This window comes from Nocardioides sp. LHD-245, assembly GCF_030929495.1.
Classification (GTDB): domain Bacteria; phylum Actinomycetota; class Actinomycetes; order Propionibacteriales; family Nocardioidaceae; genus Nocardioides.
The window spans coordinates 1-22,004 of sequence record NZ_JAVFWN010000004.1; the positions used below are offsets into that span (position 1 = coordinate 1).

Sequence of the window (22,004 nt, forward strand, 5' to 3'; positions counted from 1 at the left end):
AAGGGTCCATGGCCAAGCTCTACGACACCAGCGATACTGACCCCGTCGCCGCCATCGAGAGCAGCGACGTGTAGGCACCGAGGATCACCTCAAAGCCCACCACCCCGCGGGGCTCTGTCCCCGCTCCTCATTGCCCGCGCGGCCACCTTGAACATCCAGCGTGGGTGGGTCCTCAGTCACGACTCGGCGTGCCACCTTCTCGGGCTGCCGGTTCTGGCCCTGACGGATCCGCTCGTCCACATCACGCGGCCAGGGTGGACCAACGCCTGGACCAGGGACGGGGTGGGGCGCCACCTTGCGCGCTTCGGCGCCGCCCAGGTCATCGAGAAGGACGGGCTGCGTGCGCTGAACCACGCGCGCACCGGCGTCGGCATGGCGCGTACGCACGGCGTGCGCAGTGGCCTGGTCGTGTGCGACGCCGTGCTGCGTACCGGGGGGAGGCGCGCCGATCTCGAGGCGGCCGCCGCGATCATGGAGAACTGGCCTGGGCGCACCCATGTCGCGACCTGCATCGAACTGGCTGATCCTGGAGCAGAGACGGCGTTGGAGAGCGTCACCCGCGAGCTCGTCATTGAGGCGGTCGGACGACGACCGGAGACCCAGTTCCCGGTCCGGACCGATCGAGGGATCGTGTGGTGCGACATGGTGGTCGGCAACCACGCCGTGGAGGCGGACGGGCGGGTCAAGCTGCGCCATCGCGACCGCGGCGGGGTGGCCGATGATGTCGAGAATGCGGCGTGGGAGGCAAAACTCCGCGAGCGCGCGATCCGGGACCGAGGTCTGGTGGTCTCACCGGTGGTGTGGGCGGATCACTGGAACGAGCGCCGGGTGGCGACGGTTGAACGAGTGCGGCGTGCGCAAGCCGAGGCCGACCGCGTCTATGGTCGGGAGACGAACCCGGAACTGCTGCGGGAGGCTGAGGAGATTCGCCGGGTCCACGGGGATCGCAAGACTGCCTGACGGGGGGCCTGCTGAGACGTCCTCGGGCTCGCTGGGTTGTAACTATCTGTCGTTGCCACTACCTGACCCGTAGACCGGTACGCCAGTGACACGAACAGGTAGTTACAGCGGGCTGGCCCCTCAGCGAGCCGCCGGCCAGCCGGCGGTCAGGTCGGTGGCGAGGTGCGGGGTGATGGTCTTGTGCCGGAACCGAGCGACGCCGTCGGAGACCGCGACGAGGTCGAGGTAGGTGCCCCAGCCGAGGCCGCTCGCGTCGGGCTCGCGCGCCGTGAACACGAAGTACGACGCGACCTCGACCAGGCCGGGGCCCTGGGGCCGGGTCCGCACGTTCATGATGAAGTGCCGCTTCTCGGACGCCCCGGCCAACCGGTCGCGGTAGAAGCCCGCGACCTCGGTGTGGCCGGTGAAGTCCCCCGCGGGAACGCTGAGCACGCCGTCGTCGGTGAACAGGGCGGCCACCGCCTCCGGCGTCGGGTCGTCCAGCACCTCCGCGTAGGCGTGCAGCAGGTTGCGGGCGAGCTCGGCCTCCTCGAGCCGGGCCACCCGGTCGGCCAGTGCGGCGAGTGCGGCGAGATCCGTCGTGGTCATGCGGTCACCTTCTTCCGGTCCCAGGGTGCCAGGGCGACCAGCTCCGCGAGCGGTACGCCGTCCGCGACCGCCGTCCGGCAGCGCATCAGTCCCGCCGGGATCCCCGCGCCGGAGACCGCGCGGACCCGGCCGTCCGCGACGTGTGCGGCGAGGAAGACGCCGTCGTCGAGGGAGCCGGTGAGCAGGACGACCTCGTCGCCGGCGCGGGGCAGGCCGAGGCACTGGAGCTTGGTGTCGTACTGGTCGCTCCACATGTAGGGGAGCTCGGTGTGCGCCTTCGGGTCCTCGTCGCGCAGGGCGGCGAGGACGTTGCCGGCGACGGTGGCGGCGAGGTCGCCGGCGGCGGTCCAGTGCTCGATCCGGAGCCGGTCGGTGCCGCGTGGGTCGGCCACCGAGGCGAGGTCGCCCACCGCCCAGATGCCGGGGTGGGAGGCGGCGCCGTGCGCGTCGACGGCCACGCCGTCGTCGAGCGCGAGGCCCGAGCCGGCGAGCCAGCCGGTGTCGGGAGCGCCGCCGACGGCGGCGACGACGAGGTCGGTGGCCCAGTGGCTGCCGTCGTCGAGGCGCACGCCGCGGACGTGGCCGTCGGCGGTCGTGAGCTCGGCGACCGCGCGTCCGAGGTGGAGGCCGACGCCGTGGCTGCGGTGCAGGCCGGCGACGACGGCGCCGACCTCCTCGCCGACCACGCGGCACAGCGGCTGGGGGAGCGGGTCGACGAGGTCGACGGCGAGCCCGCGGCCGCGCAGGCCCGCGGCGATCTCGCTGCCGAGCACGCCGGCGCCGACGACGGTGGCGTGCGTGGCGCCGCCGGCGGCGCGCCGGATCGCGAGGCAGTCGTCGAAGGTGCGCAGTGTGTGGACGCCGGCGAGTCCGGTCCAGGCCGGGACGGTGCGGGCGACCAGGCCGGTCGCGAGGACGACGTGGTCGGCGGCCAGGGTGGCGCCGTCGGAGAGCGTGAGTGTGCGGGTGCCGGTGTCGAGCGCGGTGGCCCGGATGCCGAGCCGCAGGTCGAGGTCGAGCTCGGCGAGCCGCTCCGCGGTGCGGAGCACGGGCGGCGCCGCCGGGTCGTCGGTCGCGCTCAGCAGCGCCTTGGACAGCGGTGGCCGGTCGTAGGGGAGGTGCCGCTCGGCGCCGGCCAGGACGAGGGTGCCGTCGTACCCTCCCCGGCGCAGGCGCTCCGCGGTGCGGAGTCCGGCGAGCCCGGCTCCGACGATCACGACACGGGCTGGTTCCATGGATCGACTCCTCATCTGTGGCTGGCGTCACGTGGCACCATACGGTATGTTTCATTATCAGCAATAGACACCCGCGAGGCGACCCGTCGCCGGAGGGAGGACCCATCTCATGTCGTTGACCGATCGGCCCGAGCTGTTCATCGGAGGCACCTGGCGACAGCCACGGGGTGGCGAGGTGATCGAGGTCCGCAACCCGGCGACGCGAGCGCTCGTCGGCCGTGCCGCACTCGCCTCCACGGGGGACGTCGACGCAGCCGTCGCCGCGGCCCGCGCCTCGTTCGACTCCGGCGTGTGGTCGCGAAGCTCGCCCGCCGAGCGCGCCGAGGTCCTGCACCGGGCCGCCGACCACCTCGAGAAGCGCGCCCCCGAGCTCGCCGTCAGCATCACCTCCGAGCTGGGCTGCCCGCTGTGGTTCAGCGAGATGGCGCACGTGCCCAACCCGATCCGGCACACCCGCTACTACGCCGACCTGGCGCGTGACTTCGCCTACGACGAGGTCCGGTCCGACGGCCGCAACGCCAGCCTCGTCACCCAGGAGCCGGTCGGCGTGGTCGCCGCCATCACCCCCTGGAACGGCCCGCTCAGCACCCCGTCGCTCAAGCTCGCCCCCGCCCTCGCCGCCGGCTGCTCGGTGATCCTCAAGCCTCCGCCGGAGACCCCCCTCACGGCGTACGCCTTCGCGGACGCCCTGCTCGAGGCGGGACTGCCCGAGGGCGTGCTCAGCATCATCCCCGGCGACCGCGAGGCCGGGGAGCACCTCGTCGAGCACCCCGAGGTCGACAAGATCGCCTTCACCGGCAGCAGCCTGGCCGGCAAGAAGATCATGGCCGCGGCGGCCGCCCGCGTCGCCCGGGTCACCCTGGAGCTCGGCGGCAAGTCCGCCGCGATCGTCCTCGACGACGCGGACCCGTCGGTCGTGGTCCCCGCGCTGCTGCCGATGGCGATGATGGTCAACGGCCAGGCGTGCATCGCGCAGACCCGGGTGCTCGTGCCCCGCTCCCGCGAGACGGAGTTCGTCGACGCGCTCGCCGACGCGATGCGGGCCCAGGTGGTCGGCGACCCGATGGCGTCCGACACCAAGATCGGGCCAATGGTCAGCGAGCGCCAGCGCGACCGCGTCGCCGGCTACATCACCATCGGCCGGCAGGAGGGCGCCCGCGTCGTCACCGGGGGCGAGAGCCTGGTCCTGCCGCCCGAGCTCGCCGACGGCTGGTTCGTCCCGCCGACGCTGCTCGCCGGGGTCGACAACGGGATGCGCGTGGCGCAGGAGGAGATCTTCGGACCCGTGGTCGCCGTCATCGCGTACGACGACGAGGACGATGCCGTCCGGATCGCGAACGACTCCGTCTACGGCCTGTCCGGCTCGGTGTGGAGCGCGGACGACGAGCGGGCGATCGGCGTCGCCCGGGGGGTGCGCACCGGCATGGTGAGCATCAACGGTCGTCCCCAGGCCTACGGCTCGCCGTTCGGCGGCTACAAGCAGTCGGGCATCGGCCGTGAGATGGGCCCCGAGGGCTTCGCGGCCTTCCTCGAGACCAAGTCGATCGCGGTCGGACTGTGAGCGGCGAGGCGGCCCCGACCGGACGCCTCGCCGACAAGGTCGCGGTCGTCACCGGTGGTGCCAGCGGGATCGGTGCCGGCACCGTGCGGGCCTTCCACGCCGAGGGTGCCTGCGTCGTGATCGCCGATCTGCAGGCCGAGGCGGGCGCGGCCCTCGCCGCCGAGCTGGGGGAGCGTGCTCTCTTCCGCCGCACCGACGTCACCGACGAGGGCTCGGTCAGCGACGTGGTCGACGCGGCGGTGGCGCACTTCGGGCGCCTCGACGTCATGTTCAACAACGCCGGGATCATCGGCGCCGTCGGACCCATCGACCGCACCCGCACCGAGGACGCCGACCTCACCATCGCGGTGAACCTGCGCGGCGTCCTGCTCGGCATGAAGCATGCCGCGCGCGTCATGAAGCCCCAGGGCTCCGGGGTCATCATCTCCACGTCCAGCCCGGCCGCGGTGATGGGTGGCGTCGGCGCGCACGTCTACAGCGCCGTCAAGGCGGGCGTCATCGGCCTGTCCCACTCGGTCGCCGCCGAGCTGCGCCCGTTCGGGATCCGCGCGAACGTCGTCATCCCCGGCGCGGTCGTGACCCAGATGACGGCGGACCTGGTTGCGGGCGGAGCCGACGACCTGGCCGGCGCGGAGGCCGCTCTCGACCGCTCCCGCTACATGAGCCGGCCGCTGCGGCCCTCCGACGTCGCCGCCGGTGTCGTCTATCTCGCCAGCGACGACGCTGCCTTCGTCACCGGCGTCGTGCTGCCCGTCGACGCCGGGATGACCGGCGCCGGCGGCCCCTCGTCGATGGCCGCCGCGACGTACGCCGACCAGGCCGGACGCCGTGAGGGCGGTCGCCGGGTGGGCGACCCCGGCCCCGAGGAGGCGTGACGCGTGGTCACCCGAGAGTCCGTCGACGCCCTGCTGACACCGCGCTCCTTCGCGCTGATCGGGGCCAGTGACAAGTCGACCTTCTCCACGCTGCTGCACGGCAACCTGGTCGCCGCGGGTCATGGGGAGAGCACCTTCCTGGTCAACCCGCGGCGCGCCGAGGTGCACGGGCGGACGACGTACCCGACCTGCGCCGCCGTGGGCCGGCCGATCGACCTGGTCCATGTCATGGTCCCGGCGGCCGCCGCCCCCGACGCACTGCGGGACGCCGCGGCGGCCGGTGCCAAGGCCGCGATCGTGCTCAGCTCCGGGTGGTCGGAGACCGGTCCGGAGGGCCTCGCCCGCCAGGAGGCACTGGTCGCACTCGCCGGCGAGCTCGGCATCGCGGTCCTCGGTCCCAACGTGCTCGGCCTGGTCAACGTCGGCGCGGGCATTCCCGCCATGGCACTCTCCGACCCGCCGACCGAGCCGGGCCCGGTCGCGCTGATCTCCCAGAGCGGCGCCAGCTGCGGTGCGATGAAGGAGTTCGCCGCGATGGCCGGCGTCGGCCTCTCGCACGTGCTCACCGTGGGGAACGAGGCGATGGTGAGCGTCGGCCACCTCGTCGACGCACTCGTCGACGACGACGCCGTTCGTGCCGTGGCGATCTTCATGGAGAGCATCAAGCAGCCCGCGATCTTCGCGGACGCCGCGCGCCGCGCGGCCGCCGCGGGCAAGGCCGTCGTCGTGCTCAAGGCCGGCCGCAGCGAGCTCGCGGCGCGCTCCGCCGCGTCCCACACCGGTGCCCTCGTCGGCGACGACCGGGTGGTCGACGCGATGCTCGCGGATCTCGGGGTGATCCGCGTGGACACCATCGAGGAGATGCTGGTCACCGCCGGGATCGCCGCCCACACCGGTCCGCTCGTCCGCCCCGGCATCGGTGTCGTCTCCATCTCCGGCGGCGCCTGCGACATCGTCGCCGACCTGGCCGAGGCCGTCGGTGCCGAGCTGCCCGAGCTCTCCACCGCGACGACCGCCGCGCTGCGGGAGCGGATGCCCGACTTCGGTCACGCCCACAACCCGCTCGACATCACCGGAGCGGCGATCATCGACCCCACCCTGTGGACGGCGTCCGTCACCGCCGTCGGCACCGACCCCTCCGTCGGCGCGGTGCTCGCGGTCAACAGCCTCCCGTGGCGCGAGGACGGCCGCCCGTTCTACGGCCAGAGGTTCGTCGACGCGATCGGCACGGGCGCCGCGGGCGCGGCCGTCCCGGTCCTCTACGTCACCCAGACCAGCCAGCCCGTCGGCCCCCAGGTGCGCGAGATCCTGCGCCGGGGCGGCGTCGGGCACGTCGTGCCGGGACTGCGCCTGGCCGTCGACGGCGTCGGCCGCATCGCGCGCTGGTCCGAGCGCCGACGGCGCCCCCGGCCGCGGCCGACGACCCTGGCGCTGCCCGAGGTCGCCGCGCTGACGCCCGGCGAGCCGCTGTCCGAGGCCGCCGCGCGGGACCTGCTGCTCGCGGCCGGCGTGCCTGCCGTCCCGTCGTGGCACGTGCACTCCGCCGACGAGGCCGCGAAGGCGGCGGCGGACTCCGGGTCGCCGCTGGCGATGAAGATCGTCTCCGCCGACATCGGCCACAAGAGCGACATCGGCGGCGTCCGGCTCGGCGTCGAGCCCGCCCACGCCGCGACGACGTACGACGACCTGGTGGCCACCTGCGCGGCCGCTCGGCCCGATGCGCGCCTCGACGGGGTGCTCATCTCGCCGATGCGCACGCCGGCCACCGAGCTGCTCGTCGGCGTGACCCGCGATCCCGAGTGGGGACTGCTCCTGGCCGTCGGTCTCGGCGGCGTGCTCGTGGAGGTCCTCGACGACGTCGCGCTGGCCCCGCTGCCGGTCGACGAGGCCGCCGTGCTGCGGATGCTGCAGGGGCTGCGCGGCTCCGCCCTGCTCGACGGCGTCCGCGGCCGCCCGGCCGCGGACCGGGCTGCCGTCGCGTCCGCTGTGGCCGGGATCGGCCGGCTCGCCGAGGCTCTCGAGGCCGTGCACGGCGCCGCCTTCGACGGCATCGAGGTCAACCCGCTGCGGGTCGAGGGCAGCGCCGTCGAGGCCCTCGACGCCCTCGTGACCTGGGCCGGCGCGGAGCCGGACGGACACTGATCACCACCCGGCAACACCGAGAACAGGAGTCAGACCGATGCTCGACGACAAGAGGGTGCTGGTCACCGGTGCCGCCCAGGGGATGGGGCGCGAGATCGCGATCGAGGCGGCGCGCCAGGGCGCGGCGTACGTGACCGTCGCCGACATCGCGGCTGAGGGCGCCGAGGAGACGCTGGCGCTGGTCGAGGAGGCGGGGGGCGCGGGCCAGGTCGTCCGCGTCGACCTGACCGACATGGCCGACGTGCGCGCGATGGTCGACGCGGCCGTCCGTGGCGGCGGCGGGCTGGACACCCTGGTCAACAACGCCGGCGTGATCGACTCCGCCTTCGCGCCGGACCGGGCGAGCGTCGACCTGCTGCCGGAGGACGTGTGGGACAAGGTCATGGCGATCAACGTCAAGGCGGTCTTCGTCGCGACCCAGGCGGCGTCCCCCGCACTGCGGTCCTCCGGGCGCGGCCCCTCGATCGTCAACGCCGCCTCGGTGGCCGGCCTCACCGGCTACGCGTCGCCGGCGTACACCGCCAGCAAGGGGGCGGTCGTGCAGCTGACCAGGTCCACGGCGATCTCGCTGTCGCCCGAGGTGCGCTGCAACGCGTTCGCGCCGGGATCGATCGAGACGCCGATGGCGATGGAGAAGATCGCCTCCGCCGCGGACCCGGTGGCCCAGGAGCGGCTCATGACCGGCGCGCACCTGATCCCGCGCTTCGGCCGCCCGAACGAGGTGGCCCAGGTGGTCTGCTTCCTCGCCTCGGACGCCGCGTCCTTCCTGACCGGCGTGACGCTGCCCGTCGACGGCGGCACCCTGGCCTGGCGCGGCCTGCGGTGAGCACCGGGCGGACGGCACCCGACGACGGGAGCGTCGACTACCGGGTGACACTTGCCAACGAGCGGACGTTCCTCGCCTGGACCCGGACCGCGCTCGGCGCCGCGGCCGCCTCGGTCGCGGTCACCCAGCTGGTCGACGACGGCGACCACCGTCTCCGGGTGGTCCTGGCCGTCGTCCTGGCCGTCGCCGCGGGGGCGGCCGCACTCTGGGGCGCGCGCCGCTGGCGTGCGGTGGAGGCCGCCCTCCAGGCGGGCCGCCCCATCCCGACCTCGGCCCCGTGGCCGGTGGCGGCGGTGCTCGTGGTCGTCGCCGCGTGCGCGGTCGTCCTGGCAGTGACCGCCTGACAACGCATCAGGAGCGTGCAGATGAGTGACCCCACAGCCCGGCCCTTCGAGCCCTACCGCGACTTCGGGGGCGAGGTGCGTACGACGATGGCGGAGTCGACCCCGTGGTGGCCCGAGCGTCCCGCGCGCCCGGCGGGCCGGCCGAACGTGATCGTCGTCCTCGCCGACGACCTCGGCTTCTCCGACATCGGCTGCTTCGGCTCGGAGATCCCCACGCCGCACCTGGACGCCACGGCGGCCGACGGCGTGCGCTACGCGAACTTCCGGGTCACCCCCCTGTGCTCGCCGACGCGGGCGGCGCTGATGACGGGGCTCAACGCGCATGCGGCCGGCATCGCCTTCCCCACGCACGTCGATCCCGGCTTCCCCGGCTATCGCTCGGAGCTGCCGCTCGACCAACCGGTGCTGCCGGAGATCTTCCGGGCCAACGGCTACGCCACCTTGATGGTCGGCAAGTGGCACCTGTGCAAGGACGAGGACTTCTCGGAGGCGGGCAGCCGGCACAACTGGCCGCTGCAGCGCGGATTCGACCAGTACTACGGGTTCCTCGAGGCGCTCACCGACTTCCACCACCCGCACCGGCTGATCGAGGGCAACTCGGTCGTCCAGGTCGACGAGTACCCCGACGACTACTACCTCACCGACGACCTCACCGACCGCGCCGTGCGGATGATCCGTGAGGTGCGCACGGCCGACCCGGACAAGCCGTTCTTCCTCTACCTCTCCCACGGCGGCGTGCACGCTCCGATGCAGGCGCGGGCCGAGGACATCGCCCGGCACCGGGGCCGGTACGACGAGGGCTGGGACGTCGTGCGGGAGCGGCGCCTGGCCCGCCAGATCGAGCTCGGCATCATGCCGGAAGGCACGACGCTGCCCGCGCGCAACGGCGAGGAGGGCCTGGACGTCGGACCGTGGGACGCGCTCTCGGCCACCGAGCGCCGGGTGCATGCCCGCCAGATGGAGGTCTACGCCGCCATGGTGGAGGCGATCGACCGCGGTGTCGGCCGGCTGCGCGACGTGCTCGCCGAGCTCGGCGAGCTCGAGAACACCATCATCATGTTCAGCAGCGACAACGGCGCGGCCCGGTTGAGCGACCAGCCGCGACCGGTCCCGAGCTGGGCCACCTCGCCGGACACCGGCACCGCGTCGTACTTCGGCTACATGCAGAACCCCGAGGTGTGCGAGATCGACGAGCGGCTGCCGGAGATCCTCGACGACCTGGGTGGTCCGACGACGTGGCCGCACTACCCTCGTGGGTGGGCGATGGCCTCGAACACTCCCTTCCGGCTCTACAAGTTCAGCACGCTGCGGGGCGGCCAGCAGTCGCCGTTCGTCTTCTCCTGGCCGGCACGCCTCCCGGAGGGGGGAGCGGTGGTCCGCCGCCAGTACACCCACATCACCGACGTGCTGCCCACCCTGGTCGACCTGCTCGGACTGGAGGTGCCGCTCTCGCCGACGGCGGTCCCGGGAGCCGCCGTGGCGGGCAGCAGCTTCGCGCCGACACTGGCCGACGCGGCCGCGGCCGCCACCCATCGCGAGCAGTACACCGAGTGCGTGGGCAACCGGTCCTACTACAAGGACGGCTGGGAGGCGGCCACGGTACGCCGACCGCTCACGCCCTTCGACGAGGAGAGCTGGCAGCTCTTCCACGAGTCGGACCCGGTGCAGGCCGACGACCTCGCCGAGCGGCACCCGGAGAAGGTCGCCGAGCTGGTGGCCGACTTCGACCGGGCGGCCCGCGCGAACCAGGTCTATCCGCTGGACGAGGGCTCGGGAGTGAAGTTCCTGCAGCGCCCTCCGGCGCCCACCCCCCGTCCGGTCCGGATCGCCGCGGGCACGCCCACCCTCGAACGGCACCGGGCCGGCGCACTGGTCCAGGGTGCGCGATGGCGGGTCGAGCTGGAGTGGACCTACCGGCAGGGCGACGAGGGCGTGCTCCTCGCGCACGGCAGCCAGGCCGCGGGCTACCTGCTGTTCGTCGAGGAGGGCGGCCTCTGGTTCGAGCACAACGACTTCGGCACGCCTCGGCGCCTCGGCCCGGTGCCGCTGACCGACGGCCTCCGTGGGCTGGAGCTCGCGGTGACGACGAACGGCGGCCGGTGGGACGCCGTCGTCAGGCTCGGTGACGGCAGCGTGCTGGAGGCGCCGGGACTGCGGCGCTTCGGGGGCTTCTTGCCGTTCGAGGGGATCGACGTCGGCATCTGCCGGCGTTCCCCGGTCTCGTGGGAGCTCTACCGCCGCCGTCGGTCCTTCCCGTACTCCGGCGACCTGCGAGCCGCCACCTATCACCCCGACCCGGACGTCGCCGAGGGGCTGGCGGCCCGGTTGGCCGAGGCCCGCCGACTCGCCCTGAACACCCAGTGAGCGGCGCGGCGAGCCCGGGCGAGCCTCCGGACCCGGGGGCTCCCCGGCGGATCGCGCTGCCGGGCGGACGGTTCGCGATGGGCTCGACCGCCTTCTACGACGAGGAGGGCCCCGTCCGCCAGGTCGAGGTGGGCCCGTTCGCGGTCGACCGGGGTCCGGTGACGAACGCGCGCTTCGCCCGGTTCGTGGCGGACACCGGCCACGTGACGCGCGCCGAGCGCCTGGGCGCCGCCGTGTTCGTCGTCCCCGAGGGTGTGGTCGACCTCGCCGATCCGTCCTGGTGGCGCCTGGTCCCGGGTGCGTCGTGGCGCGCCCCCGAGGGGCCGGGAAGCGACGTCGCTGCCCGCGCTGATCACCCGGTCGCGCACGTGGATCTCGCCGACGCCGAGGCGTTCGCCGCCTGGGCGGGCGGTCGACTGCCGACGGAGGCCGAATGGGAGTACGCCGCCCGGGGTGGGGCGAGCACCGCCTACCCGTGGGGCGACTCGCCCCGGCCGGGCGGTCGCGTCCCGGCCGTCGTGTGGGACGGCGACTTCCCGGTCGTGGGGCCGGGCGGCTGGGGGACCCGGCCGGTGGGCTCGCACCCGGCGAACGGCTTCGGCCTGGTGGACGTGGTGGGCCAGGTCTGGGAGTGGACGACGACGGCGTACGTCGAGCCCGCGGCCGGGTGCTGCGCGGCGAGTCGCGACCCGTGGGCTCCCCCCGACCCGCCGCGGGTGCTCAAGGGCGGCTCGTTCCTGTGCGCGGACAACTACTGCCGGCGCTACCGGCCGGCGGCTCGGATCCCGCTCACCCCGGACTCCGCGAGCGCCAACGTGGGCTTCCGCTGCGTGTTCTCGCCAGCGGATCCGGCAGCTAGCGGGAATTGATGCGCATCATCTATTGACGTGGCGGCAATCTAGGCTAATGATATTCATGGCGCGTGATGGAGGTCACGCACCATGACCGTGGTCACCGAGTGATCATCAGAATCGCAGGATGGAGATTCAGGCCAATGGCTGGATTGCGTAAGTCTCAGCGGGTCAGCGTGCTGACCGCCCTGGCTGTGGTGGGCGCGACCGCCCTCGCTGGATGTGCCGAATCGAGCAGCTCGGGCTCGTCAGGCGGAGAGGGCGGAGAGGGCATCGACGCCGGTGCCAGCATGGAGGAGTACCAGGACGCGTTCGACGACGTCTCCGAGATCACCCTGCTGACCCAGACACCGGCGCCCAAGGGCTCGGTGACCGGTCTGCCGATGGAGCGGTACTTCGAGGCCGTCGAGGAGTGGTCGGGCGGCAAGATCAAGTTCGACGTCTCCTACTCGAACGCGGTGGCCGAGCCCGGTGAGGCCGACGACGCGCTGACCGACGGACGGCTCGACATCGCCTCGGTGCTCCCGATCTACGACCCCAGCGAGTACCCCGCCAACGCGGCGCTGATCGAGGCGGGCTTCATCTCCGACCAGAGCGCCATCGACGGCGTCCTGGCCTCGAACGCCTGGCCGAACCAGGTGGCGTTCGAGACCGACGAGATCATGCAGGAGTTCGACGACCACGGCATGGTGCCGATGGTGCCGATCTACAACTCCGGGGCCAACGCCCTGTTCTGCTCCCAGGCACGCACCAGCCTCGGCGACATCAAGGGCACGTCCGTCGGCTCCGGCGGCCAGGCACAGTCCGCGCAGGTCGAGGCCCTCGGCGGCTCGCCCTCCTCGATCCCCTACACCGAGCTCTACGAGAGCCTCCAGCGCGGGGTCGTCGACTGCACGGTCGCCAGCCCCACGGTCGCGGTCCTCGGCGGCTTCCTCGAGGCGGCGCCCTTCGTGACCATCGACCCGCAGGCCGGATTCGGCCTGGCGCCGGGAGCGCTGGCGTTCAGCAAGACGACGTGGGACGGCCTCCCGCTGGTCGCCCAGCAGCTGCTCTGGGACCGTCTCGACATCTTCGTCGGCAGCAATGTCGACGACAAGATCTTCGTCAACAACGCCCAGATGGCCGACGACGTAGCGAAGTTCAAGGGCGGCATCCAGGCGTTCGACGAGGATGCGCGGGCGAAGCTCCAGGAGAAGAACGAGGAGCTGCTCGCCAACCTCGCCAAGACCGAGGCCGTCGCGGACGGCGCGGCCTTCGTCCAGGCGATGCAGGACGCGAACGACGAGTGGAACGCCACCGTCGCGGAGTACGGCTTCGAGGACGTGGGCTACGCCGAGTTCGGCGCCTGGTTCGCGCAGAACAAGGACTCGATCGACCTCACGGAGTACACGGCCGCGGTCATGGAGATCCTCTCGGAGCACCGGCCCTCCTGAGCCCGACCGGTGGCCCGGGTCCCGAGCCCGGGCCACCGGACGACTCCTTCCGACGGAGAGAGACAGATGAGCAACGCAACCCAGCGCAAGGGACACTTCCGGCCCGCACTGCTGATCGAGGTCCCGGCCGTGGTGGTGACCTTCGCGATGATGGTCCACGTCACCGCGAACGCGCTGATGCGGACCTTCGCGAACGATCCGCTCCCCAACACGCTCGAGATCACCCAGTACTGGTACCTGCCGATCATCGCCTTCCTCGGCTTCATCGCCGCCCAGGCGCGGGGGCAGCACATCGCGGCCGACCTGATCTACGAGCGGTTCCCCGAGGCGACCAAGCGCTACGTGCTCGCCGTGCTGTCCGTCCTCGCCGCCGTCGTGTGCCTGGGCTTCGCCTGGTTCGGCTGGGGCGAGGCGGTCCACGCCAAGGACATCGGCAAGACGGCCGGGGTCAGCAACCTGGTGGCGTGGCCGCCGTACTTCCTGGTCCCGCTCTGCTTCGGCATCTTGTTCGTCCAGTTCCTCTACGCCGCCGTCCGGGCGATCGTGAAGGGCGACGACCAGCACGTCGTCACCGATCCCGACGACGTCCTGCTGCTCGACGAGCTGGACGAGATGGAGGCGCAGGAGCACGAGAAGCACCGCAACGAGAAGGAGGCTGCCCGATGAGCGCCGACATCGCCGTCGACCCCGCCGCGGCACCGCCCGCGGACCCCGCGGACCCGCAGGGCTCGAAACCACGTGACTCCGCACGCTCGTGGATCTTCTTCGCCGTCACCGTGGCCCTGATCATCGGGTCGACCACCGCGATGCTGCTGCCGCTGGTTCCCGAGGCCATCGGCATCGCCGCGATCGTGCTGATGCTCTGCATGATCTTCATCCGGCTCCCCGTCGCGCTGGCGATGATCGTCCCCGCCCTGATCGGCATGTACGCCCTACGAGGTGAGCTGCTGGTCGAGAGCGCGCTCACCACGCTGCCCTACAGCCAGGTGGCGGAATGGAGCCTGAGCGTCGTCCCGATGTTCATCCTGATGGGCCTGCTGCTCTGGAAGGCCGGACTCACCGAGAGTCTCTACTCCGCGGGCCGCAAGTGGCTCGGGTGGATGCCCGGCGGCCTGGCGGTCGGCACCAACATCGCCGGCGCCGGACTGGCCTCGGTGAGCGGCTCCTCGGTCGGCACCGCCTATGCGCTGGCGCGCATCGGCATCCCCGAGATGCTCAAGGCCGGCTACGACAAGAGGCTGGCCATCGGCGCGGTGATCGTCGCCGGGCTGCCCGGCCAGCTCATCCCGCCGAGCATCATGCTGGTGATCTACGCCGGCATCGCCGAGGTGCCGATCGGTCCCCAGCTGCTGGCCGGCATCGGCCCGGGCATCCTGGTCGCGATCCTGTTCACGGTGATGATCGTGATCTTCGCGAAGCGCTGGGCGCCCACGGTCGCCGAGGAGGCGGCCGGCCAGGACCCGGTCACCTGGGGCGACCGCTTCGGCAGTCTCGCCAAGATCTGGCCGGTCCCCATCCTGATCGTGGTGATCGTCTGGGGCATGTTCTCCGGCACCTTCACCGCCACCGAGGCGGGTGCCTGCGCCGCGCTGGTCTCGCTGCTGATCACCTTCATCTGGAAGAGGGGCGACGGCCCGTTCCGCGCCATCGCCGACGCCTCCGTCGCGACGGTCAGCAGCGTGGGTGGCATCTTCTTCATGCTGATCGGTGTGGAGATGCTCTCCCGGATGTTCACCCTGACCGGGATCAGCACCGGGTTCGCCGAGCTGGTCGAGTCGATGGACCTCAACCGGGTGACCTTCCTGCTGCTGATGATGGTCGTCTATATCGTGCTGGGCACCTTCATGGAGCCGTTGCCGATGATGGTCCTCACCATCCCGATCCTGATGCCGACGCTCATCTCCCTGGACATCTCGCTGCTCTGGTACGGCGCCTTCGCCGTCCTCATGGGCGAGCTGGCGGTGGTCACGCCCCCGGTCGGCATCCTCGCCTTCATCATCCACCAGATCACGAAGGAGCCCGAGGTCAACCAGGGGCAGAACATCCGCCTCAACGACGTGTTCAACGCCTGCTGGTGGTTCATGCCGATGGCGATCCTGGTGACCGTCATCTTGATCTTCTTCCCCGAGATCAGCACCTGGCTGCCCAGCATGGCCTCCGACAGCTGATCGATCCCGCCAGCCCCGAAAGGACGCACCACCCCATGACGCAGACGCACCGCGGGTGCCCGGTCGCGCACACCGACTTCACCGGGTCCGCTCCGATCCTCGAGCACTACAGGATGCTGGACGAGGACCGGGAGAAGGCGCGCTTCCTCTTCAACGACACCACCGACCGCGGCTTCCTCATGCTGCAGCGCTACGACGACGTCCAGGAGGGCTTCCAGCAGCACGAGACCTGGACGACAGCGGTGCGCAGCGCGCTGCGGCCGGGCCTCGGCGAGCCGCTGCTGCCGCAGGACCTCAACGGGCAGCCGCACGTCAAGCTGCGCCGGATCCTCAACCAGTTCTTCGCACCCGCCGCCGTGCGGCGGATGGAGCCGATGGCCAAGCAGCGGTGCATCGAGCTGATCGAGGAGATCGAGGACGCGGGCAGCTGCGACTTCGTCAAGGAGTTCGCGATCCGCTATCCGACCGACATGTTCCTGGCGCTGCTCGGCCTGCCGGTCAGCGACGGCGAGCAGTTCCTCGAGTGGTCCGACGACTACTTCGGCGCGCTCCTGGCCGGTGACCCGGGCCGGGCGGAGGCCGCGAAGACGAGCATCATGAAGTACTTCGACGAGGCGGTCAACGAGCGGCGCGCCCACCCGCGCGACCCCAAGGAGGACATGGTCACCCGGCTCGTCCAGGCCCGTATCGACGACGAGGCGCTCACCCAGGACGAGATCCTCACGATCTGCCTCACGCTGATGCTCGCGGGCCTGGACACCACCCGCAGCGCCCTCGGCTACATCTACGCCCACCTCGCCCAGAACCCCGCGGACAGGCAGGCGCTGATCGACGACCCGGCGCTCATCCCCAAGGCCGTCGAGGAGTTCCTCCGCCTCTACCCGCTGGTCTTCCAGGCCGGCCGCGAGGTGCAGGAGCCGCAGGACTTCAACGGCCTCGAGGTCGAGAAGGGCGACGTCGTCTGGCTCGGCATCGCGCAGGCCAACCGCGACCCGCGCAAGTTCGAGAACCCCGACGAGTTCGACATCGCGCGCCACAATGCCAACCAGCACCTCGCCTTCGGCGGTGGCCCGCACCGGTGTCTCGGCATGCACCTGGCCCGCCTGGAGCTGAAGGTCGTGCTGGAGGAGTGGCACCGGCGGATCCCGGAGTACCGGATCAAGGCGGGCACCGAGCTGACCGAGCGCGGCGTCCAGCTCAGTATGTCCTCGCTGCCGCTCGAGTGGGACGTGGAGGCCTGATGTTCATCGCGATCGACGCGGGCAAGTGCATGGGCCACGGCCGGTGCTACGCCGTCGCCGAGGACCTGCTCTCCGACGACGACGAGGGCTTCGTGGCCGAGCGCGGTCGCTGCTGGGAGCTCCCGGCGGACCTCGTCGGCCAGGCACAGGACGCCGCGGACGCCTGTCCCGAGGGCGCGATCGCGGTCACGGAGACCGCGCCGGCCGATGCTTGAGCACCTCCGCGTCCTGGACCTGACCGACGAACGCGGCCTGCTCTGCGGGCGGCTGCTCGCCGACCTGGGCGCCGACGTGGTCCAGGTCGAGCCGGCGGGCGGGTCCACGGCCCGCCAGGCACCGCCGGTCGCCGAGGGCGCCGCCCCGAGCTCGATGTACTGGGAGGCGTTCGCCGCCGGCAAGCGCGGGGCCGCGTTCGACCTCGACGACCCCCAGGAGGTGGCCCGGCTCCGGCTCCTCGCGGACGCCGCCGACATCGTCGTCACCTCCTGGCCGCGCCCGCGCCTGGAGGCGCTCGGCCTCGACCCGGCGACGCTGCGCGCCGACCGGCCGGGGCTCGTCTACACGGTGGTCAGCGCGTTCGGCTGGGACGGTCCCAAGGCGTCGTACGCCGACACGGACCTCGTGGTCTGGGCGGCCGGAGGCCCGCTTGCCCCGCATCGCGACGGCGACCTCCCGCCGCTGCGGATCAGCGTCCCGCAGGCCTTCCTGCACGCGGCCGCGGACGCGGCGGCCGGCACCATGATCGCCGTCCTCGCCCGCGGCGCGACCGGCCGCGGCCAGGTCGTCGACGTCTCCGCGCAGGAGGCCGTCGGTGTCGCCACCCTCGCCCGGGTCCTCGCCACCGCCGTCGGCGACGACCACCCCGAGTGGCAGACCACGCCCGGCAAGCGCACCGGCGGACGCACCGACCAGAGCGGCAGCGGCGCGGCGACCCCCAACAGCCTGAAGAAGTGGCACTGCCGCGACGGCATGGTCGAGCTCCACCTCTCGATGGGTCCCGCCGCCGGCACGTTCACCAACAACCTGTTCGCCTGGCTGCGGGACGAGGGGGCGGTCGAGGAGCCCGTCGCGTCGTGGGACTGGCGCGTCGTGCCGGACCGGCTGGTCTCCGGTGAGCTCAGCCACGACGACCTCGACGTGGCGCGCGCCGCGGTGCGGGCGTTCCTTCTGACCAGGACCAAGGCGGAGGTCCTCGACGCCGCCATCCGCCGGCGGCTGCTGTGCATGGCCATCTTCGACATGGCCGACATCGCCGCGAGCCCGCACCTGGAGGAGCGCGGCTTCTGGGGGCACGTCGACGTCGGCTCGACCGACGTCAAGCTGCCCGGCCGGATGGCGCAGGTACGCGGCCCCGAGGGTCCGCGGGTCCGCGGTCGCGCGCCGCTGGTCGGCGAGCACACCGACGTCGTCCTGAAGGAGTGGCTGCGATGAGCACCGACGCGCTTGCCGGGCTGAAGGTCCTCGACCTGTCGTGGGTCGTCGCCGGACCGCTCATCGGCCGCACCCTCGCCGACTTCGGCGCCACCGTCGTGCGGGTCGAGTCGAGCGTCCGGGTCGAGACCGCGCGCCTCATGCAGCCCTTCCACGGCGGCGTGCAGGACAAGGAGGGCTCCGCGCTCTTCGGCAATTGCAACGCCGGCAAGCTGGGCCTGACCCTCGACCTCAAGTCCGAGGAGGGCCAGCAGGTCGTGCGTGACCTGGTGGCGTGGGCCGATGTCGTGGTCGAGTCCTTCTCGCCCGGCCAGCTCCGGAAGTGGGGCCTCGACTACGAGACCCTGTGCGCCGGCAAGCCGGACCTCGTCATGCTCAGCACCTCGATCGCCGGGCAGCACGGTCCCTGGTCGACGCTCGCCGGCTTCGGCAACGTCGGCTCGTCGCTGAGCGGGTTCCAGCACCTGGTCGGCTACGAGGACCGCCTGCCGATGGGCACCTTCGGCCCCTACACCGACTACGTCGGTCCGCGCCTCGCCCTCGTGACGCTGCTGGCCGCGCTGGAGAACCGCCGCCGCACCGGCGAGGGCGCCTACATCGATGTCTCGCAGGTCGAGGCCGGCATCTACTTCCTCTCGCCGCAGGTGGCGCAGTTCGGGTACGACGGCACGATCGCCGAGCGCCAGGGCAACCGTGACCAGCAGTACACCCCCCACGGTGTCTTCGGGTGTCGGCAGGTCGCCGGCAAGGACCGGTTCGTGGCGGTCGTGGCGAGGGACACCGCCGAGTGGCGCGCCCTGGCCAAGGCGATGAGCCGGCCCGATCTGGCCGACCGCGCCGACCTGGCGACGGTCGAGGGGCGTCGGGCGGCGCAGGACGAGATCGAGTCCGCGGTGGCCGCCTGGACCAGCGGGCTCGCCGCGACCGAGGTCGAGCGCGTGCTCCAGTCCGCCGGCGTCCCGGCGCACCTCGCGGTCACCAGCGACGACTATCCGGCCGACAGCCAGCTCGCGCACCGCGGGCACCTGGTCGAGCTGCCGCACCCGCGCCACGGCACCACCTGGGTCGAGGGCCCGCGCTACGCGCTGTCCGACACGCCCGGGCGTCCGCGCGGCGCCGCGCCCACGCTCGGTCAGCACAACGAGATGGTCCTCACGGAGATCCTCGGCTACGACGCCGAGCGGGTCGCCGTACTCACCGAAGGAGGGATCCTGCGATGACCGCGACAGCGGACACCGGACAGGACTGGCAGGCCGCGTGGCAGCCGGTGATCGACGCGATCGGGAAGGACTTCGCCGAGGGCGCGGTCACCTGGGGTGGCGACGCCGTGGAGCGCGGCGGGATCCGCCGCTACCTCGAGCCGCTCGAGCTCGACTGCGCGCTGCACACCGACCCGGAGCTCGCCCGCGCGGCAGGGTACGCCGACGTCACGATGCCGGCCACCGGCGTCATCGCGTGGACCATTCCCGCGGCCTGGACGCCGGGGCAGGTGCTCTTCGCCAGCAGCGAGCGCGACGCCCAGCCCGTGCACAGTGCGATCAACAACGCGGACATGACCCTGGGGCCGCGTACCACCGGCTTCTTCGGAACCGACATCGAGGTCGACTTCCTGCGCGACGTCGTGGCGGGGGAGCGGCTGGGCCGCCGGGGGAGGACCCTGCTCAGCTGCAAGCCCAAGGAGACCGCGGTCGGCCGCGGCGCGTTCCTGACCTGGGGGAGCGAGATCGTCACCGCGGAGCTCGAGGTCGTCGGCCGGATCCGGATCGGCACCTACGCCTATGTTCCGCACGCCAAGGAGGAGGACGCGTCGTGAGTGCCGAGACCCCGCTGCTGGAGGGCCGCCGCTTCGAGGACGTCGCCGTCGGCGAGCAGCTGCCCGTCGTCGAGCTGCCCCTCACCGTCTACCGCCTGGTCATGGCGGCCGGCAGCAACCGCGACTTCAACTCGATCCACCACAACACCGAGTACGCCCGCTCGACCGGAGCCGAGGAGATGTACGCCAACACCTCCTTCCTGATGAGCTCCTGGGAGCGCAGCGTGCGCGACTGGATGGGCCTGGCCGGCCGGATCCGCGGCATCCGCGGCTTCCGGATGCGCAGCTTCAACTACGTCGGCGACACCCTGCGGGTCATCGCGGAGGTCGCCGCCACCCGCCTCGAGGGCGAGACGGGCATCGTGGAGATCGCGATCCGCTGCGAGAACGGCGCGGGCGTGAGCGTGGGCCCCGGCGTGGTCGAGGTCGAGCTGCCGCGCCGCGCTGCCGAGAGCGGCACGGCCACCACCACCACCACCAGCACCACCGGACAGGAGACCCCGTGACCGCCGCCATCGCCGGACTCGGCATGACCGAGATGGGCAAGATCTACGGCCGCACCGCCACCCAGTTCGCCGTCGAGGCGATCAGCCGTGCCGCCGAGGACGCCGGCCTGACCCTGGCCGACATCGACGGCCTGTACGTCAACCCGGGCGTCAAGAACGACACCGACCTGCGCCTGCAGTCGACCCTGCAGATGCGCGACACCCGTCTGCTGGCGACGATCCAGGGCTTCGGCTCCTCGGCCGGCCAGATGGTGCAGTACGCCGCCATGGCGATCGACGCCGGCATGGCCGAGGTCGTCGCCTGCGTGTATGCCGACGCGCCGCTGAAGGAGGGCAAGCGCGCCGGCGCGGCGTACCCCGGTCAGGCTCGGGCGATGGAGGGCGTCGGCTCGCTGCCGTTCGCCGCCGGCCTCAAGGCTGCCCCGGAGCGCTATGCCGTCGCCGCCCGCCGGCACATGGAGAGGTACGGCACCACCAGCGAGCAGCTCGGCGCGGTCGCGGTCGCGGCCCGGCAGTGGGCGGCGATGAACCCCGCGGCGCAGATGCGCGAGCCGATGACACTCGAGGACCACCAGTCCTCGCGGATGATCGCCGACCCGCTGCGCCTGCTGGACTGCTGCCTGGTGAGCAACGGCGCGGTCGCGGTGATCGTGACCAGCGCCGAACGGGCCGCGACCCTGCGGCAGCCGCCCGTGCACGTGTGGGGCTGGGGACAGGGGCATCCGGGCTACGTGAACCGACGCGACAGCGAGTTCGGTCTCGTCACCGGCGCCGCCCGGTCGGGCGCGGACGCGCTGAAGATGGCCGGCGTCGGTGTCGACGAGATCGACGTGCGCGAGCTCTACGACTGCTTCACCTACACGACGCTCATCACGTTGGAGGACTACGGCTTCTGCGCGAAGGGCGAGGGCGGCGACTTCGTCGCCAGCGGCGCGATCGCCCCCGGCGGGTCGCACCCGACCAACACGGGCGGTGGCGAGCTGTCGTCGTTCTACATGTGGGGGATGACCCCGCTGTCCGAGGCCGTCATCCAGGCACGTGGCCAGGGCGGCGAGCGGCAGGTGCCGCAGCACGACCTGGTGATGGTCAGCGGCAACGGCGGCGTCCTCGACTTCCACTCCACACTGGTCCTCAGTCCCCACCCGAAGACGAGGTGATCGCGATGTCCCTGGCACCCGTCGTCCGCGACGACTTCTCCGCCCCCTTCTTCGAGGCCTCGGCCGAGGGCCGGCTGCTGCTGCGCTTCTCACCGAGCAGCGGCGCGTGGTCGGAGCCGAGCGCGATGGTGTGCTCGGTCTCCCAGGCCGCCGATCTGGAGTGGCGCGAGGCATCCGGTCGCGGCCACCTGGTCAGCTGGACGATCAAGCCCGGGCGTCCGCGCGACGACCAGCCCGCCCAGGACACCGTCATCGGCATCGTCGAGACCGAGGAGGGTCCGTGGCTGACCCTGCTGCTCCCCGACGCCGATGTCGCCGCGCTCGCGGTCGGCGCTGCTGTCGAAGTGCGGTTCGTCCAGCCCGAGGGCAGCGAGCACCTGCCGGTGGGTCGGTTCGTGGGCTGAGGCCGTGCCGCGGCTGTCGTCGCGCCCCGGCTGCAACTATCTGTTATTGCCTCCACCGCACCGGTCTACCGGTACGCCAGTGGCGATAGCAGATAGTTACAGCGG

The 22,004-nt window shown here is 72.2% G+C and carries 21 protein-coding genes; 19 read left to right on the forward strand and 2 right to left on the reverse strand.

What is annotated here, in order from left to right; genetic code table 11:
• Positions 1–147: 147 nt before the first annotated feature.
• Entirely contained in the window at positions 148–960 is an 813-nt protein-coding gene (locus RB608_RS07315) for a hypothetical protein (protein WP_308087156.1), read from the forward strand.
• 120 nt (positions 961–1,080) lie between these two features.
• On the opposite strand, the gene RB608_RS07320 is transcribed toward RB608_RS07315, so the two are convergent.
• On the reverse strand, positions 1,081–1,548 hold the full coding sequence (locus RB608_RS07320; protein WP_308087157.1) for a nuclear transport factor 2 family protein: 468 nt from the start codon (positions 1,546–1,548) through the stop codon (positions 1,081–1,083).
• The gene (locus tag RB608_RS07325; RefSeq protein ID WP_308087158.1) at positions 1,545–2,783 is read right to left on the reverse strand and encodes an FAD-dependent oxidoreductase; all 1,239 of its coding nucleotides are present in this window, start codon (positions 2,781–2,783) and stop codon (positions 1,545–1,547) included. The genes RB608_RS07320 and RB608_RS07325 overlap by 4 nt, the downstream gene beginning before the upstream one ends.
• A 109-nt stretch (positions 2,784–2,892) precedes the next feature.
• On the opposite strand from RB608_RS07325, the gene RB608_RS07330 reads away from it, so the two are divergent.
• From RB608_RS07330 to RB608_RS07415, 18 genes are all read left to right on the forward strand, one after another.
• Entirely contained in the window at positions 2,893–4,344 is a 1,452-nt protein-coding gene (locus RB608_RS07330) for an aldehyde dehydrogenase (RefSeq protein ID WP_308087159.1), read from the forward strand.
• On the forward strand, positions 4,341–5,219 hold the full coding sequence (locus RB608_RS07335; RefSeq protein ID WP_308087160.1) for an SDR family oxidoreductase: 879 nt from the start codon (positions 4,341–4,343) through the stop codon (positions 5,217–5,219). The genes RB608_RS07330 and RB608_RS07335 overlap by 4 nt, the downstream gene beginning before the upstream one ends.
• Before the next feature lie 3 nt (positions 5,220–5,222).
• A complete protein-coding gene (locus tag RB608_RS07340; protein WP_308087161.1) occupies positions 5,223–7,361 on the forward strand; it encodes an acetate--CoA ligase family protein in 2,139 nt (712 codons plus the stop codon).
• A gap of 37 nt (positions 7,362–7,398) precedes the next feature.
• A complete protein-coding gene (locus RB608_RS07345; RefSeq protein WP_257430303.1) occupies positions 7,399–8,187 on the forward strand; it encodes an SDR family NAD(P)-dependent oxidoreductase in 789 nt (262 codons plus the stop codon).
• Positions 8,184–8,531 carry a DUF202 domain-containing protein gene (locus RB608_RS07350; protein WP_257430304.1) on the forward strand — a complete coding sequence of 116 codons (348 nt, stop codon included), beginning with the start codon at positions 8,184–8,186 and terminating at the stop codon, positions 8,529–8,531. Before RB608_RS07345 ends, RB608_RS07350 begins: the two co-directional genes overlap by 4 nt.
• A gap of 21 nt (positions 8,532–8,552) precedes the next feature.
• Positions 8,553–10,895, forward strand: a complete 2,343-nt coding sequence (locus RB608_RS07355; RefSeq protein WP_308087162.1) for an arylsulfatase — start codon at positions 8,553–8,555, stop codon at positions 10,893–10,895.
• On the forward strand, positions 10,892–11,764 hold the full coding sequence (locus RB608_RS07360) for a formylglycine-generating enzyme family protein (RefSeq protein WP_308087163.1): 873 nt from the start codon (positions 10,892–10,894) through the stop codon (positions 11,762–11,764). Before RB608_RS07355 ends, RB608_RS07360 begins: the two co-directional genes overlap by 4 nt.
• 272 nt (positions 11,765–12,036) lie before the next feature.
• Positions 12,037–13,179: a TRAP transporter substrate-binding protein DctP gene (gene dctP, locus RB608_RS07365; RefSeq protein ID WP_308087164.1), complete on the forward strand. Its 1,143-nt coding sequence runs from the start codon at positions 12,037–12,039 to the stop codon at positions 13,177–13,179.
• A 66-nt stretch (positions 13,180–13,245) separates the two neighbouring features.
• Positions 13,246–13,845: a TRAP transporter small permease gene (locus RB608_RS07370; protein ID WP_257430308.1), complete on the forward strand. Its 600-nt coding sequence runs from the start codon at positions 13,246–13,248 to the stop codon at positions 13,843–13,845.
• On the forward strand, positions 13,842–15,347 hold the full coding sequence (locus RB608_RS07375) for a TRAP transporter large permease (protein WP_257430309.1): 1,506 nt from the start codon (positions 13,842–13,844) through the stop codon (positions 15,345–15,347). The genes RB608_RS07370 and RB608_RS07375 overlap by 4 nt, the downstream gene beginning before the upstream one ends.
• Positions 15,348–15,382: 35 nt before the next feature.
• On the forward strand, positions 15,383–16,588 hold the full coding sequence (locus RB608_RS07380) for a cytochrome P450 (RefSeq protein WP_308087165.1): 1,206 nt from the start codon (positions 15,383–15,385) through the stop codon (positions 16,586–16,588).
• Positions 16,588–16,803 carry a ferredoxin gene (locus tag RB608_RS07385; protein WP_257430311.1) on the forward strand — a complete coding sequence of 72 codons (216 nt, stop codon included), beginning with the start codon at positions 16,588–16,590 and terminating at the stop codon, positions 16,801–16,803. The genes RB608_RS07380 and RB608_RS07385 overlap by 1 nt, the downstream gene beginning before the upstream one ends.
• Entirely contained in the window at positions 16,796–18,019 is a 1,224-nt protein-coding gene (locus RB608_RS07390; protein ID WP_308087166.1) for a CoA transferase, read from the forward strand. The genes RB608_RS07385 and RB608_RS07390 overlap by 8 nt, the downstream gene beginning before the upstream one ends.
• Positions 18,016–19,239, forward strand: a complete 1,224-nt coding sequence (locus RB608_RS07395; protein WP_308087167.1) for a CoA transferase — start codon at positions 18,016–18,018, stop codon at positions 19,237–19,239. Before RB608_RS07390 ends, RB608_RS07395 begins: the two co-directional genes overlap by 4 nt.
• A complete protein-coding gene (locus RB608_RS07400; protein ID WP_257430314.1) occupies positions 19,236–19,832 on the forward strand; it encodes a MaoC family dehydratase N-terminal domain-containing protein in 597 nt (198 codons plus the stop codon). The genes RB608_RS07395 and RB608_RS07400 overlap by 4 nt, the downstream gene beginning before the upstream one ends.
• The gene (locus RB608_RS07405) at positions 19,829–20,338 is read left to right on the forward strand and encodes a hypothetical protein (protein WP_308087168.1); all 510 of its coding nucleotides are present in this window, start codon (positions 19,829–19,831) and stop codon (positions 20,336–20,338) included. The genes RB608_RS07400 and RB608_RS07405 overlap by 4 nt, the downstream gene beginning before the upstream one ends.
• Positions 20,335–21,495 carry a thiolase family protein gene (locus tag RB608_RS07410; protein ID WP_257430316.1) on the forward strand — a complete coding sequence of 387 codons (1,161 nt, stop codon included), beginning with the start codon at positions 20,335–20,337 and terminating at the stop codon, positions 21,493–21,495. The genes RB608_RS07405 and RB608_RS07410 overlap by 4 nt, the downstream gene beginning before the upstream one ends.
• A 5-nt stretch (positions 21,496–21,500) precedes the next feature.
• Positions 21,501–21,899 carry an OB-fold domain-containing protein gene (locus RB608_RS07415; RefSeq protein ID WP_308087169.1) on the forward strand — a complete coding sequence of 133 codons (399 nt, stop codon included), beginning with the start codon at positions 21,501–21,503 and terminating at the stop codon, positions 21,897–21,899.
• Positions 21,900–22,004 lie beyond the last annotated feature (105 nt).